This window comes from Acinetobacter sp. Li1LvA2, from assembly GCF_056156705.1.
The window spans coordinates 193813-209483 of record NZ_JBSICF010000002.1 but is presented as its reverse complement, the minus strand read 5'-3'; the positions used below and the strand labels follow the sequence as shown (position 1 = coordinate 209483).

14 protein-coding genes are annotated in these 15671 nt (G+C 36.9%); 4 read left to right on the top strand and 10 right to left on the bottom strand.

Annotation, left to right across the window (positions count from 1 at the left end; genetic code table 11):
* Positions 1–48 precede the first annotated feature (48 nt).
* Both gloB and ACS604_RS05580 read left to right on the top strand, forming a co-directional pair.
* Positions 49–780, top strand: coding sequence for a hydroxyacylglutathione hydrolase (gene gloB, locus ACS604_RS05585; RefSeq protein ID WP_474770635.1), 732 nt, complete (start codon positions 49–51; stop codon positions 778–780).
* A gap of 347 nt (positions 781–1127) precedes the next feature.
* Positions 1128–1331: a hypothetical protein gene (locus ACS604_RS05580; RefSeq protein WP_003652518.1), complete on the top strand. Its 204-nt coding sequence runs from the start codon at positions 1128–1130 to the stop codon at positions 1329–1331.
* A 165-nt stretch (positions 1332–1496) separates the two neighbouring features.
* On the opposite strand, the gene ACS604_RS05575 is transcribed toward ACS604_RS05580, so the two are convergent.
* Together ACS604_RS05575 and ACS604_RS05570 are read right to left on the bottom strand one after the other, a co-directional pair.
* A complete protein-coding gene (locus tag ACS604_RS05575; protein ID WP_312821639.1) occupies positions 1497–2795 on the bottom strand; it encodes a C4-dicarboxylate transporter DctA in 1299 nt (432 codons plus the stop codon).
* A gap of 446 nt (positions 2796–3241) precedes the next feature.
* A complete protein-coding gene (locus ACS604_RS05570) occupies positions 3242–3814 on the bottom strand; it encodes a TetR/AcrR family transcriptional regulator (protein WP_151963152.1) in 573 nt (190 codons plus the stop codon).
* 133 nt (positions 3815–3947) lie between these two features.
* On the opposite strand from ACS604_RS05570, the gene ACS604_RS05565 reads away from it, so the two are divergent.
* Positions 3948–5150, top strand: coding sequence for an MFS transporter (locus ACS604_RS05565; protein ID WP_440202342.1), 1203 nt, complete (start codon positions 3948–3950; stop codon positions 5148–5150).
* 225 nt (positions 5151–5375) lie between these two features.
* Positions 5376–6029 (top strand): glutathione S-transferase family protein, encoded by a 654-nt coding sequence (locus ACS604_RS05560; protein WP_474770632.1) that lies wholly within the window; start codon positions 5376–5378, stop codon positions 6027–6029.
* 45 nt (positions 6030–6074) lie between these two features.
* Here ACS604_RS05560 and ACS604_RS05555 read toward each other — a convergent pair whose 3' ends face one another.
* The 8 genes from ACS604_RS05555 to ACS604_RS05520 all read right to left on the bottom strand — a co-directional run bounded on the left by ACS604_RS05555 (position 6075) and on the right by ACS604_RS05520 (position 15647).
* Positions 6075–7226, bottom strand: coding sequence for a sterol desaturase family protein (locus tag ACS604_RS05555; protein WP_474770630.1), 1152 nt, complete (start codon positions 7224–7226; stop codon positions 6075–6077).
* 130 nt (positions 7227–7356) lie between these two features.
* A complete protein-coding gene (locus ACS604_RS05550; protein ID WP_004791409.1) occupies positions 7357–8247 on the bottom strand; it encodes a LysR family transcriptional regulator in 891 nt (296 codons plus the stop codon).
* Between the two features lie 89 nt (positions 8248–8336).
* Entirely contained in the window at positions 8337–9692 is a 1356-nt protein-coding gene (locus tag ACS604_RS05545) for an aromatic acid/H+ symport family MFS transporter (RefSeq protein WP_474770628.1), read from the bottom strand.
* Positions 9693–9734: 42 nt separating this feature from the next.
* Positions 9735–11012, bottom strand: coding sequence for a salicylate 1-monooxygenase (salA, locus tag ACS604_RS05540; protein ID WP_474770626.1), 1278 nt, complete (start codon positions 11010–11012; stop codon positions 9735–9737).
* Positions 11013–11187: 175 nt separating this feature from the next.
* A complete protein-coding gene (locus ACS604_RS05535) occupies positions 11188–12561 on the bottom strand; it encodes a PQQ-dependent sugar dehydrogenase (protein WP_474770624.1) in 1374 nt (457 codons plus the stop codon).
* Positions 12562–12631: 70 nt separating this feature from the next.
* Entirely contained in the window at positions 12632–13042 is a 411-nt protein-coding gene (locus tag ACS604_RS05530) for a PH domain-containing protein (protein ID WP_004791402.1), read from the bottom strand.
* A 67-nt stretch (positions 13043–13109) separates the two neighbouring features.
* On the bottom strand, positions 13110–14939 hold the full coding sequence (locus ACS604_RS05525; protein WP_474770986.1) for a DUF1302 domain-containing protein: 1830 nt from the start codon (positions 14937–14939) through the stop codon (positions 13110–13112).
* Between the two features lie 102 nt (positions 14940–15041).
* On the bottom strand, positions 15042–15647 hold the full coding sequence (locus ACS604_RS05520) for an RBBP9/YdeN family alpha/beta hydrolase (RefSeq protein ID WP_474770622.1): 606 nt from the start codon (positions 15645–15647) through the stop codon (positions 15042–15044).
* Between the last annotated feature and the right edge of the window lie 24 nt (positions 15648–15671).

The following is a 15671-nucleotide window of genomic DNA, read 5'->3' as shown; positions in this document are numbered from 1 at the left end:
AGTCATTATTATTCATTTACTCTTTGGATTTAGTTTCAGGATAAAACAATGCGTTATAGAATTCATTTTATTGATGTGCAGAATGCCCTCCAAAACTATATCTGGATTTTAGAAGATACTGAAACCCAAGAAGCTGTAGCAGTTGACCCAACAGAAGCAGAACTAGTCACCCAATTTTGTCAGAAGCATCAGTTAAATTTAAAACAAATTTGGCTTACTCATTGGCATAAAGACCATATAGGTGGTGTTGCTGATTTAACGACTGCCCAAAATATTACTGTCTATGGTCCACGTGATGAGCTCACAAAGATTCCGGGAATTACTCACCCCTTACAACATGATGATCATCTAAAATTTAATGATTTAAAAGTAGAGATTATTGCAACTCCAGGTCATACCCTAGGACACATTGTATATTTTATTGAAGAATTAGAAGCTGTATTTTGTGGTGATACTTTATTTGCAATGGGATGTGGTCGATTATTTGAAGGCACAGCTGAACAAATGTATCACTCACTGAGCCGTCTAGCAGCATTACCGACTAGCACAAAAGTTTATTGCACACATGAATACACGCTTTCAAATGCCGAATTTGCTTTAACGGTAGAACCGCACAACTATGCCCTATCAGAACGGGCTGAAGAAGTCCGTGAGCTACGTAAACAAGGTTTAATCACACTACCAAGTACGATTGAGCTTGAATTAGCAACCAACCCTTTTCTTCGTGCAGAAAGTGTTGAAGACTTTGCACACCTACGTGCTCTCAAAGATAATTTCTAAAATTAAGCTTTCAAAAAGAAGATACGGTTTCATTTTAAAAAACTGTATCTTTTTGCTTATTAGCTGTTGCCTGTAATTATTTTTTACATTTACTCTGTTTTTTATTTGCTCATTATTTTAAAAATAGCGTTGAATTTATATTTTTTAAAAACACTCAAAAAAGCCAATTTTAAATAAAAAGTTATTATTTTTTAGTTATATAGCGTACTTATAATTTTATAAAGATAAAATATTTACTCAATTTTTTACAAGTTGCAAAATAAAAAAAAGTTTTACCCCTTTAAAAAATCTTATTAAAACCCTATTAATAAATAAGATGTAATGCCACGGATAGAAGGAGTTCTCACGTGAAAAAGGTTGTTAAAGCTAAAAATTTGATTGCGTTTCGTATTTGGTTAGAAAAGTTAGGGTATTCAGTTAAAAATCTCGCTGACGGGAAAGGTTTTACTTTTAGTTTTAAAAAAGAATATGGTTTGGTGACCTGTGAGTTAGCAGGTAATTCATTAGCGATGCAATTAGGTGAAGAGTTTGAGGATCACTTAAAAGCATAACTTTTCACGATTTGATTTTAATTACAGTACTGTCTTTATAAAGACGAGTAATGTTGCAGAACTTTAGAATGGCTTAATTAAAATATATTTTTTAGTTATTAAATAAAAAATCTGTAGCAGGGCTACTCTCCCAAATTGCCCTTAGCTACAGATTTTTTTGTAAGGTTAATTTGCTTTAGGGTTCTTTAATGCTTTATCAAGAAGATCTTTATCTAAAGCTTTATCCCAACGTGCCACCACAATTGTTGCGCAAGCATTACCAACTAAGTTTGTTAACGCACGGCATTCAGACATAAAACGGTCGATACCAAGAATTAAAGCCATACCCGCGACAGGAACAGCTGGCACAACTGATAGAGTTGCAGCCAGAGTAATGAAGCCTGCACCAGTCACCCCTGCTGCACCTTTAGAACTTACCATTGCAACAAGAAGCAATGCAATTTGTTCACTAATTGATAAATCTACATTACAAGCTTGTGCAATAAATAGAGCAGCCATAGTCATATAGATATTTGTACCATCGAGGTTAAATGAATAACCTGTTGGAATGACTAGACCTACCACCGATTTTTCACAACCTGCTTTTTGCATTTTGTCCATTAAAGATGGCAAAGCTGCTTCTGAAGAACTTGTTCCTAAAACTAACCACAGTTCATCTTTGATATAACGAATTAAATGAATAATTGAAAAACCGTTATAACGAGCTACTGCTCCTAAGACTACTACGACAAATAACACCGCAGTAATATAGAACGTCATAATTAACAGTAATAAATTACCAATTGATTCGATTCCATAAGCACCGATCGTGAAAGCCATTGCACCAAAAGCACCAATTGGAGCAAGCTTCATTAACATACCAACTAAATAGAAAACTGGAGCTGTTAAGTTATTTAAGAAATCGGTAATTGGGCGTGCTCGGTCACCTAAAGCAGCCAACGAAATACCAAATAGCACTGCTACAAATAGCACCTGCAAAATCTCGCCACCCGCCAGAGGGCTGACTAAGGTTTGCGGGATAATATTCATGAAGAAATCGGTAATATTTGTTGCATGTGCCTTCTCAACGTAAGTATTTACTTTGTCGTTGACTAAGGTAGCAGGATCAATGTTAAGGCCTTTACCCGGTTGGATAATATTTGCCACAATCATACCAACCACTAGAGCCAAGCTTGAGAAGGTCAAAAAATAAAGCATCGCTTTACCAGTTACACGGCCCACACGGCTCATGTTTGTCATACTGGCAATACCTGTAACAACTGTTAAAAAGATGACGGGAGCAATAATCATTTTAACGATCTTGATGAATGCATCACCAAGCGGTTTTAAACTTTCACCAAGTTCTGGGTAAAAATGACCAATTAAAATGCCCAAAATAATTGCAAAAATGACCTGTACATACAAAATTTGGTGAAATTTCTGTTTTTTCTGTACCGTTTCTTGGTCAAGGGTATTGAAATCCATTATCTAAATACCTTTTCGATGGGGATAAAAAAATAAAATATAAAGCGAGCACCACAAGCTGCTTTAACAAGGAAAAGCCATTGTAAAGAATAAAAAACACCCTGTGTTATAAATTTAAAAAATGTCAAATTCAAAAATCATGCATTAATTTGTATAGAATACTTTTTATTTTAAGATTTAAAAAATTATAAAATTTATTATAAATAAGATTAAATTATTGTTTATATTAAAATTAAACCCTATTAAAGTTAATAAAATCGGCTTTAATAACCTGTATAACTGATTCATGAATACCATTTATTAAATAAATGATTTTATTAAACACATGTAAATTAAAAATTATGAAAATTTAATTTAAAAATAATAAGAAAAATTGATATATAATTTTTTAACAAGAGAAAATGTCTATTTCCTGTTAAAAAATTACACTAATAAGCTGTGATAAATTAATTAAAATTAGGGTGGGCCTTAAATAACCGCTTTAATAAAATATGGACATAGTCTAAGCTTAATGTACGATCAGTGAATAAGATGCGGAATAACATAGGTGCAATCACAGCTTCGATAATTTCTTGATTTTCTATAGTTAATTCATTACGCGCCTTAGCTCTGGCTTGAATAATATCAAGTTGTTGAACGATTAAAGTTTCACACTTTCGAGCGTTTGAAGATTCAGTTGCATATAGCAAATCTCGTAGCAATGTTTGCCCTACTTCAGAAGAGTACTCTTCAAAATATTGTTCAATCCATGCCGTGATATCAAGTTGAAATGAGCCTAAATCTTTTGGCTCCATATCGGGTTTCAGTTCATTAAGAGCTACATCTGAAAATAACTGATTGATATCTCCCCAACGACGATAAATGGTAGAAGGTGTTACACCTGCTTCATCAGCAATCATGGGTATAGTAATTTGGCTTTGCTCCAAGTTTTTTTGAAGCTCTTTTACTGCTTGATGAACTGCTGTTTGAATTCTTTCACTACGACCACCCGGGCGTAACCCAGTAACAACTTTTGCCATTAATTAGCTCTACTTCAATAAAAACGATTAAAATAATATTTGTATATACAAAATACACTAAAGCTAATGATTTGCTTTAGTGTAAAAATCATGTATAAAAGCTAAATATTCGCTTTTATGTTATTCATCTTATATGAACAATTCAAGTTCAAAACGGTCTGGATCAATTTTTCAGTTAGATTCAACAGTAGCATTGACATTAAATACAATCACGCTTATGACCTTTATGGCGGCGTCTAGTGCCCCTACGCCTTTATATCGTTTGTATCAGCAGATATGGCAATTTTCGCCCGTTATCTTAACTTTAATTTTTGCGACCTACGCGTTTACCTTACTTGCTTCTTTACTCATTATTGGTTCTTTATCTGATTATATCGGACGTCGGCCCGTCATTATTTCAGCAATTTTTTTGCAAATCGCTTCAATGAGCTTTTTTCTTTTTGCCTCAGATGTTTCTATGTTATTTATTGCGCGTGGCCTACAAGGTATCGCAACAGGTCTTGCCGTTTCTGCAATTGGAGCTGCAATTTTAGATTTTAGTAAGCATCATGGTTCCCTAATTAATAGTATTGCTCCCATGGTCGGCATGGCAGTAGGCGTTTTTATTACATGTTTTATTCTGCAATTTTCAGCTCAACCCTTACATTTGGTTTTTGAACTCTTATGTGTTTTGTTTGCATTTGAACTTATTCTAAGTTTCTTTAACCCTGAGACTGTACGTAAAAGATCAGGAGCTTTGGCTTCATTAAAACCCAACATGGCTATTCCTCATCAAGCAAGAGGTGCTCTATTAAGTATTAGCCCTATTAATATTGCGCTTTGGATGGTGAGTGGTTTTTTCTTATCACTTATGCCCTCTTTACTGGCAAAAATTTTTCAGACATCTTCAGCTTGGCTAAACGGCAGTATGTTTATGGCGCTCGCCCTTTCAGGTGCGGCAGGGATTCTGACGCTTAGAAAATCCACCAATTTTCGTATTTTGCTCACGGGCACCTTATCCATCATTATTGGTACAACCGTTTTATTTTTAGCGATCAATTTTACAAGTGCCGTGGTTCTACTTATTGGTTCTATTATTACCGGAGTGGGTTTTGGTACAGCTTTCATGGGAGCAATTCGTACTGTCATGCCTCTCGCTTTACCCGAAGAACGCGCAGGTTTAATGGCTGCATTCTTTGTTGAAAGCTATTTGGCTTTTAGTGTTCCAGCAATTTTGGCAGGCTACTTTGTGGGTAAAATCGGACTTATGAACAGTGCCAATATTTATATGAGTTTAATTATTGGGCTTGCACTGATTGCCCTTCTAATGATTTTTAAAAATATTAAAAGTAAATAAGGATGTGTTAAAAAGTCAGTTTCAAATGAAGCTGACTTAAATAATTTAAAACAAATGATACTTAAATAAATAATTTAGCTTCCAATTACTATATTGATTTCTGTTGAAATTCGTTAGACTATTTTTAATATCAAAATTCACTCGTAAGATGAGTTTCGATACAAAACAAATAAAATATTCAAAAGGATTTTTTAGTTATCATCATAAAATATAAGGAAATTTATTATGAATAATTTCATTTTGACAACTTTTGACTGGGTTCCAGAATTACCACGAGGTTTTGTAAGAGATATAAGGATAAGATGGGCATTAGAAGAGGCAAAAATGCCCTATAAAATAAATAGCGTATCTTTTTATGAACGAGGAGAAGATCATTTTTCTCACCAACCTTTTGGGCAAGTTCCTTGGTTAACAGATGGTGATATTTCAATTTTTGAAAGTGGCGCTATCCTATTTTATTTGGGTGAACGTAGCGCTGTACTTTTACCAACCAATCCAAAACAGCGTAATGAAGTTATAGAATGGTTATTTGCAGCGCTTAATTCAGTAGAAATGGCGAGCCTTCCTTGGGCTTTATTAAAATTTTCTAATGCTCAGACAGATACTCCCACCCACGAACAATTTGATGCCTTTCTTCACTCTCGACTCCAACATATGGAGTCAATTCTTGCTGAGCGAGAATGGCTAACGCAGTCATTTTCTATTGCCGACATTGTTATGGCTGACGTATTACGATTGGTAAATAGATTTGATGGATTAACAGAGTTTCCCCATTGTCTCGCATATGTTCAAAGAGCCACTACACTCCCTTCTTTTCAAAAAGCGTATGCTGACCAAATGGCTCATTTTGCAGCGGCAGATGCCAAGAAGAATGCTTAAACATGTTATTTATCCATTCTACATTTATAAGCTAAAAATGAAGCTTTATTGATCACGCCAAGGTTTCAAAAAACGTTTTACATACTTTTTAAAAGGCCAAGTAAACTGTTTTATAAAACTATTTGGGATTTTATAGCCCACTGTTCCATACACACTTGCCAAATGTTTAGGCATATAGACGGTTTTAAAAATGACATCATAAAATGGAATAAACGCAGCGTAATTTTTATCAATGGCAGGTTTTTCTGAAGAGTGATGCCAATGGTGGAATTCTGGCGTAGCGATAATCCAGCGCAAATATGGAAAACGAAAACGCACATTGGAATGAATAAAAATAGCGTGAAACGAAATAAAAACTAAATAAGCAAAAACAGCTGAAGTATGAAAGCCCAACAGGAAAATAGGTAATGTCGCAATAAAGCGAGTCATTAGCACTTCAATGACATGCAGACGAGAAGAAGCTAACCAATCCATATATTCAGTTGAATGATGAATTGCGTGAAAGCGCCATAAGAAATTAACTTCATGCATAGCGCGGTGCAACCAATACACTGTAAAGTCGACTACAATTAATAGTTCAATAAATTGCAGCCAAATCGGCTGAGCTTGTACATAAGGCACAATTGGATTATCAGGTAGATGTGTAATCCAATATTGAATCGGCATGACCGTTAAAAAGCTGAATAATTGAATCCCCACATGGCTGACCATGAAATACTTCATATCGGTCACCCAGCCCACTCTTAATATTTTCTGTTCAGGATTTTTAGCAAAAAAACCTTCAAGGGGAATAAAAATGAACGCCAAAATGAATAAGGTCAGTACAAAATAATCGATACCAGCATAAAACGGTACACTTGGTAAAACGGGCGCCTCAATTACACCACAGCCTAAAACTGCTGCTACAAGTGAAAAACATAGTCCGTAAAAGCCATATCGGTTTTGACGGACAATTGCACTAAATGCACCGAAACCAGCACTAATAATAATGACCGTAATCAGCCCATAATAAAAAAGATTATAGTGTTTTGCATAAATAGGACGGAGTTCTGGAGTCGTTAATACACTGGGAAATAAAAAACATAATGCACCAAACAGACAAAGTAAGCTGAGTGACATTGAAATAAAGGCGCTGATTTTCCCTAAACCTGCGTTCAGTTCTAAATTCTCAAATTTTGCTCTTAATTGATCTGTCATAATTCATATACAATTCTTATTGTGTATAACGCGAATGCTATCAAAATTTAATAATAAATTGGAAAGAACTTAACTTCTCAGATCAAAGCCATTAATCTGAAAATGAATCTTAAATAACTGTAAAGTATCCTTATAAAACTTCAAATATTTGACCAACAGATTGAATCAGCCATTTTCTGGCAATAATATCATCACTGCGATTAAACCAGTTCAAGCTCACTTTAAAAGAATCCATAGCAAAAGGTAATTCAAACATTTGGACATTACCATGAGCTAGATAATGCCGAGCTGCTCGCGACGGTAATGTCACTAACATATCTGAACTCTGCAAAACACCTTGTAAAACGCTAAAATGTGGAACCTCTAAACGAATTCGTCGCTTCAAATCCATTGTTTTTAAATATTGCTCAACTTGGATATGCCCTGTTGATGACTTGATGGCAACATGATCTTCTTGCAAATATTGCTCTAATGTCAGTTGCTGCTGTAGCCTTGGATGGTCAGCTCTAGCAATGCATACATATCTTTCTTCAAATAGAGTGCGTGTTTCTATTTTAGGCATTATGGTCTGTGTACTATTAAATACTGCCAGATCTAAAAAGCCATCAATAAGCCACTGTTCAACCTTAGACGACTGAATCTCTTCAATCTCAATTTGAATATAGGGCGCTGTTTTCTGCAAAAAAGCCATAAGACTAGGCAAGAGACAAATCTCCCCAGCATCTGACAGTCCAATTCGGAAAGTTTTATTTGAGTTTTCAGGACGAAATTCCTGTGCTTGAGCGATCGCTGATTCAATATTAAAAATCGCTTGATGAAAAATTGGATAAAGCTCATGCGCAACTTTTGTCGGTTCGACCCCACCTCGGCTTCGGGTAAACAACTCATCATTTAACTGACGGCGTAAACGGTTCAAATTATAAGTCACAGAAGGCTGACTCAAATTTAATTTATCAGCAGCTTTACTAATATGCCGAGACTCATAAATACAGACAAAAACTTTAATCAAACCTAAATCCATGGTTCTGATCCTTTAAATACTCTAAACAAAGACTTTAACTTCTTTGTTTAGAGTTTAGTTCCTTTTATAGGAATAAAAATGCTTAATTCTTATGGAGATATACTTGAATTCAGTATTACACGTTTAGCTCGATTACAAATACTTATGGCAATAACACTTAAGGTTGCCAGCACACAAGGAATGGCTAGTGCGATAAAATTATATTCAATGGGTAGATGTAAACTTAAAAGCCAACCACATAAAATCGGACCTAAAATTGCCCCAATACGACCTACCCCTAAAGCCATACCAATGCCAGTACTGCGAATTGGTGAAGGATAAAACTGAGCCATATAAGCCAGCAATAAAATTTGCCCGCCGATAGATGCCGCTCCTGCAACGGCTATACAGAGATATAAAATGACCATGGGTAAAGCATAGCTCAGCAAGTATAGTGAAATTGCACCCGCTAAGAAGAGTGAACAAATGACCTTGCCTAGGTGAAAACGATCAGCAAAGCATCCTCCACCGATTGCACCCAACATCCCGCCCAAGTTTAGTGCCAATAAAAAGACCAGACTGGTTGATAAATCATATCCGGCCTCGACCATGAGTTTTGGTATCCAGTTACCGAGCGCGTACACCATGAGTAAAGCCATAAATACACTCAGCCAGAAAAACACAGTGACTAAAGCACGGTTCTCGGTAAATAGAGCAACCAAAGGTCGAGCCATAGTTTGTTGATTTTCTTGATGTAATACGATGCTCGTATGATCAGTTATGCTTTGTTGTGGTGCTAATTGTTGAAGTAAGTCACGTACCTCATTCCATTTTTTCTGGCGAACCAGATAATCGATTGATTCGGGTAAAAATTTCCAAATAATAGGTAATGAAATGAGTGGAATGCCCGCCAAAATAAACATGATTTGCCAACCAAACTTAGGAACCAGCCACATGCCTAAAAGCGCTGAGCTCATCCCGCCAATCGCATAGCCGCTAAACATGAGTGATACCAAAGTTGATCGTAATTTCTTTGGGGCAAACTCGGTCATTAAAGCAATAATATTCGGCATTACTCCGCCCAAACCAAGACCAGCAATAAAACGGTAAATGGCAAACTCTTTGGGGCTGTTGGCAAAACCACATAACACCGTAAAACCACTAAAAATAAGGACACACAACATAATTAAACGCTTACGGCTAAAGCCATAAGACTCTAATTTATCGGCTAAGCTACCGAAAATCATGGCACCAAACATCATGCCAAATAATGCAACACTGCCCAGCAATCCAGCAGTCATACTATCTAACTGCCAATGTTGCATGAGCTTAGGCAATGCCACACCATAAATGACTAAGTCATAGCCATCAAAAATAATAATGAGCGCACTCAGCAAGATCACCCGCCAATGTAATGGCGTTAATCTTGCATCATCAATCAATTGATTTGCATTTAGTTTTTCCATAATTGCTTTCCTTAGCAAATTGCGTGTAAAACAAAAATTTATTTAAATCGTTGCCATTTTTAATTGATGTAATTGTTGCTTTGCTTCTACAACATCCTGTTCTAGGTCGTGTTGCCATAACCAATCAAAACGATGTTCAAGATGTTCACCAATTTCGGCAAATGTTGGGTACTGAGTCGAATAACACTCATAAATTTCGCCAGATTCACGAGAAGTTTGCTGAACACGACAAGCACGTTTTAAACGGAGCTTTTCATAAATTGAAGACACATCGGTTAACTGATCTGCTTGTAAGTTTTTTGTCGACAATAATGCTGCAAGGATTAATGCATCTTCAAGACCTTGGCCTGCTCCTGCACCTTGATGGGGTAACATCGCATGTGCAGCGTCGCCCATGACAATGACATGACCTGAGGCACTTTGATAAGTCGAAAGTTCTTCAATTTCATGTAAAGCCCAAATGGTAGGCTGTTCAATTAAACCCAGTAATGTTTGGCAGCTTTCGCTCCAGTCTGAAAAATCGGAAAGCATTTGAGCTTTATCGACAGGCTTAGTCCACGGTGTATCGGCTGGTAGTACTGTATCTTCGCGGTTTGAGCAGAAAGCAACGATATTAATTTGCTCACCTTTACGAATCGGGAACGTTAAAATATGTTTATCTTTACCCAATAACATTTGGGGAATATCTGCTAAATCTGTATCGCCATTTATTTGCTGCAAAGCTTCTTTAAATGAAGCGTAAGAAATAATTCCACGATATGCCCAAGTTCCTGAAAAACGTGGATGAACTAGTGGTAAATGATGAGAAGCTAAAACATATTGGCGCGCCACCGAGCGGATACCATCAGCCCCAATCAAATAATCGCACTCATGCTGACTACCATCATTAAAGTGCAAAATTACCTGATCATCTTGTTCTTCAATCGCCTCTAGGCGTTTAGAAAAATGCACATTTTGCGTAGGCATGTGAGGAATAATGGCATCTAGAAAATCAGCACGATGAACAGATGACTGCCCTACACCTGTCGCTATAGATGCAGATAAATATTCATCGCTATAACCATTGCGCCATTGAAACCAAACATCTTGAAATGGTGGCGATACTTTATCTGCAATTGCATGATATTCGTTAGCTAAACCTAACAGTTCAATGGCTTTGACCGCATTGGCACCAAAAGAAATCCCTGCCCCAATTTCAGAAAACTGAGGTGCAGATTCAAACATTTGGACATCTAAATGGGCGTGTTTACTTAAATTACTTGCTAAAGCCAGACCAGCAATACCACCACCGACCACGGCAATTCGAATATGTGTATTCATGTGTTTGTTCCTTAAACATCATTATCGTTTTCACATATTCATTTTTGAGAAGTTGGCTTATAAAGTCCAATTAGTATTTTTTTTGTTCAATTATTTAAAAATTAAATAATAGCCAATTGGATGGCCTCTATAAAGCTTAGAGGCCGTCCATGCTAATCAATTATTTTTATAGACTTTATGGTGTGCCTGGCGGGGTTCCAATAGAATGTTTCATGGGAGCTTCATAAGTCGTCTCGGCAACCGGTGAAACGCGCCAAATCGTATTGCCTACATCATCTGCAACTAATACGGCACCTGAAAAATCAATTGCTACACCCACAGGACGACCATACGCTTTGCCTTTATCACTCAGGAATCCGGTCAAGATATCTTGTGGTGGACCAGAGGGTTGACCACTTCTAAATGGTACAAAAACAACTTTATAACCACTGTGAGGCTTACGGTTCCAAGAACCATGCTGGCCGATCAATGCGCCACCTCTAAATTGTGGCATGAGTTCAGCTGTGTAAAATGCAAGACCTAAAGAAGCCGTGTGGTTGCCTAGTGCATAGTCGGGTTTAATTGCACGAGCAACCATTTCCGGATTTTGTGGTTTTACTCGCACATCTACATGTTGACCATAATAGCTATATGGCCAGCCATAAAAAGCTCCATCTTGGACTGACGTCATATAGTCAGGTACTAAGTCACTACCAATTTCATCGCGCTCATTAACAACCGTCCAAAGTTTTCCACTTTGCGGTTGCCAAGCCATACCATTAGGATTACGCAGTCCTGTTGCAAATGGGCGTGACTGACCACTTGCGATGTCAAACTCTGTAATTTGTGCACGGCCTTTTTCTTGATCTAGACCATTTTCAGCAACGTTACTGTTAGAACCAACGGTAATGTAGAGCTTTGTACCAGCTGGGTTAGCAATTACATTTTTGGTCCAATGGTGATTTAAAGGACCACCCGGTAAATCCAACACTTTGGTTCCACTGGCTGTAATTTGAGTTTCACCCTCTTGATAAGGAAAACGCACAAGCGAATCCGTATTGGCGATATATAAGTTATTACCAACCAATGCCATACCAAATGGAGAATTTAAGTTTTGAAGAAATACCGTTTTCTGATCGGCAACTCCGTCTCCATTGGTATCACGAAGTAAGCTAATACGGTTTGCACTTGGATGAGATGAGCCTGCCCGCTTCATCACAAAAGACATAATTTTACCTTTAATGCCTTTACTATCTTCTGGTTTAGGCGGAGCATCTGTTTCCGCAACCAATACGTCACCATTCGGCAATACATAAAGCCAACGTGGATGCTCAAGTCCTTTGGCAAATGCTTTTACCTTTAAACCTTCTGCGGGTTTTGGCATTACCCCACTCGGCCAGCCTTCTGCTGGCGCTATATTAACGGTGGGAAATAAACTTGATTTAGGTTCAGGTAATTTTGGATCTGGACCATAACTCTCAGTAATCGGATATTGCGAGGATGAAGCGCATCCAGCTAATGTAATTAAAACCGTAGTGCCTAAAACTGGCAGTAAAAAACGTGTCGTCATGGGTTATCTCCATTTATTTTTTGTCGTCATGGAAATAGCGTAATTTATGTTTGCAATTAAACAAGCAACTTTAATGGAGTCTTTTGTTTATGGCTTGCAAAAAACGTTCTTTATCTTTTGGTGAAATCATCACTGAAGTAATTTCTCCATTTTTCATATAATAAATTTTAAGCCGATCTAATGAGAGCGCTGGAGATGAAAGTGGATTATGAGTAGGCTCTATTTGGGTAATATCATTAATATTAATTTTCCATCGGAATACCAAACTCTTAATCATTAAAGTGTCGTTCTCTACCAAATAATAAGTATTAAATATGGGAAGCCAAATAAGAAAAATGATTAAACTATAAATGACGAGATGTGGAAAATTTGAAGCTAAAGAATAAAGATGGTTTGCTTCATAAATTTTTATAACAATATTGGCAGTGATAACAATAAATATTAATAAAAGCCACCAATCAATTTTTGATCTAAATTTCAAAAGTTATTTTCCACATCTAAATGTTATTTATAACGAGACTTTCTATATTTTTTATAAAAGAATTGAACTAAAAATTAGCTTTAAATGTTAATGATACAAAATCTCGATCATCTATCGTGCTAAATTCATTAGAACCAAAAAAGTTATTATAGGCAATCTCTGTTGTATATTTTTGTTGATAAATCATAGATAACGCTGCACTTACACTCATTTGCCCTTCTTGAAAGTTTTGGCTATATCCATAAACATCATGTCTAAAACTAAGACTTGGCGTAATCACTGTAGAGGGTAAAATATCTTGATAATTTAATGCACCACGTAATCGGTAGCCAAATGACCATTCATTAAAAAATCCGTTTTTATTGCAAAAGCGTTCATTTAAATTGTCTATTTCTGCATTTGTAAGATGGGCTGTACCATACGGCGTACATTTAAACTCGCCTGTTTCAGGATTATAAGCACCTGTTGAAAGCTCACTACGGCCAAATGCGCCTGTCCGGCCAAACCGATGATTACCAATATCTGCAATATGATTTAAGGCAAACTCTGTAGACCATGTCATCGAATTTGCTCCCAAAATATTGAATATGCTGTCAGTTGCTCCAACCGAAAATTGTGTTACGGGTAAGCGTACATATCCTTGAATATATTGACCTAATTCAACAGTTTTTCCCGGTAGTGCAAATGGTGTTCCTTCCGATAGCACTTGAGCATAGACAATGTCTGTACCGTTTAGTTGCAAAGGTTGATTAGGTTTGTGGGTTAATTCACTAAAAACGGTTGTTGTTCCAACTTTCCCAGTCAGACTTAATCCAAACATTTTGATATTTTCAGGATATATAGAAAAATAACTTGCGGTATTAAAATGTTCGGGTCCTGCTGCTGTTACAGCCGTTCCATCAAAGTTTGCATTACGGCTATGGTAGTTCGCATAGTAAATACCTAACTCAGCATTATTTAAACTTGGTAATGTCTGTTTTAAAGCAATGCCATATTGGCCATTGTCCTTTGCTTTTCTACTTTCTGCACGTGGAATATAGGTACGTAAACGAATTGCGGTATCTGATAATTTATCTCCCCCTCCAGCAATCAGAACTGGACCTGCGTTTTCGGGCACAAAGTCCGAAATCTCAAAGAAAGTTCCGTTACCATCAACAACTGAAGGTCTAAATTTAAATTGATAGAAACCTTCTATTTTCAAATTTTTATTAATGCTTGTGTCGAATGAAAACATTTCGGTTGGAATGATTCTTTCTTTTGTATCACCACCCGGTCGGTTAATTGCAGCAAAATCAAATGCACTCACCGAATTTAAACCGTTTTGAAAAAACTGAGATTTCCCCCAATTTAAAGTCTGTTTGCCTAATTTTAAATTGATATTTTTTACACCACCCAGTTCAAAATCTTTCCATATATAGGCATTCCATAAATCGATACCTTTGAACTTTGCGAGCCTTGGCCATGCTGAGTCATTAAAGGTTTTAAAGTCTCCATGTCCTGTCTCATAGGCATGGTCATACCAGTATTTAGTGCTCATAACTGCACCTTGATGTTTTCCATTTAGCTTAACTTCAGTTATGCCTCTGATGATCTGTGAAATGGCATCATATTTACTAAAATTCATTCGCCCATCATCACCATTCACATCAATGCTAGCGCCTTGTTTGCCTATTTTGTTTGCGTCAGGCCGATAAAGTAATGAAACGGATGGATCTTGCGTACTCCAATTTGCACCTAGGCTTAATGTCGTTTTTGTCTCGAACTTCCAGTCTTTATCAATATCAAAACTGGCTGCATTTGCTTTAGACATGAATAAAATTAGGCTTAATGAGACACCTATTTTTTGAATATATAAAACGTGATTATTTCTTTGATTTAAATAGACGTAATGACCCATCATATTATCTCCCTATCAATATGATTTTTCTTATTTATTGCTTATTACTCAAAGCCATCCATTGGCTTTTAAATGGTTTACATAAGCAGATATTTTTTCTTACTAGGCTAGTTGTTCGACCTGATCTAATTGTTGAATGAATTGTTCAGCCAAGGGCCAATAGCCAAAGCCAGATGCAGGGTTTAAATGTCCCACATCACCTAAATTTACGAGTCGACTACCCCACTTTTCTGCCATTTCACCTACAGCTTCATGACGAGCTAAATGGTCATTGGTGCTTGCAACCAAAATGCTGGGAAAAGGTAGTTCTTGATCTGGTAAAGGACTCCATCCTTCTTGATGAAGTTCAGTTGGGCTTGGATAATTTTCTGGCCAGCTTTCGTTTAAGTCAGGGGGAGCCACAAGTAAAGCACCCTGAATTGGTCGTTGATATTTTGCAGCCCAGTGTAGGGTCATCAGCACGCCTGCGCTGTGTGCAACCAAAATGACAGGCCCTTGTATTTGTTCGAGTTGTGCCTCAATAGCAGCAACTCTATTTTCACAATTGAGTTTGTTGGTTTGCACAGGCGGTACAGAGCGAACTTTTGCTAGCTTTGTTTCTAAGATCGTTTGCCAATGCTCGGGAACATGATCGCGTAACCCCGGAATAATTAAAATTGTTGCTTTGGTTTGTATTTTTTCCATTTCAACGCCTGTGAATTTTGCCATCTAGGAGCCATAAGAATTTCTATA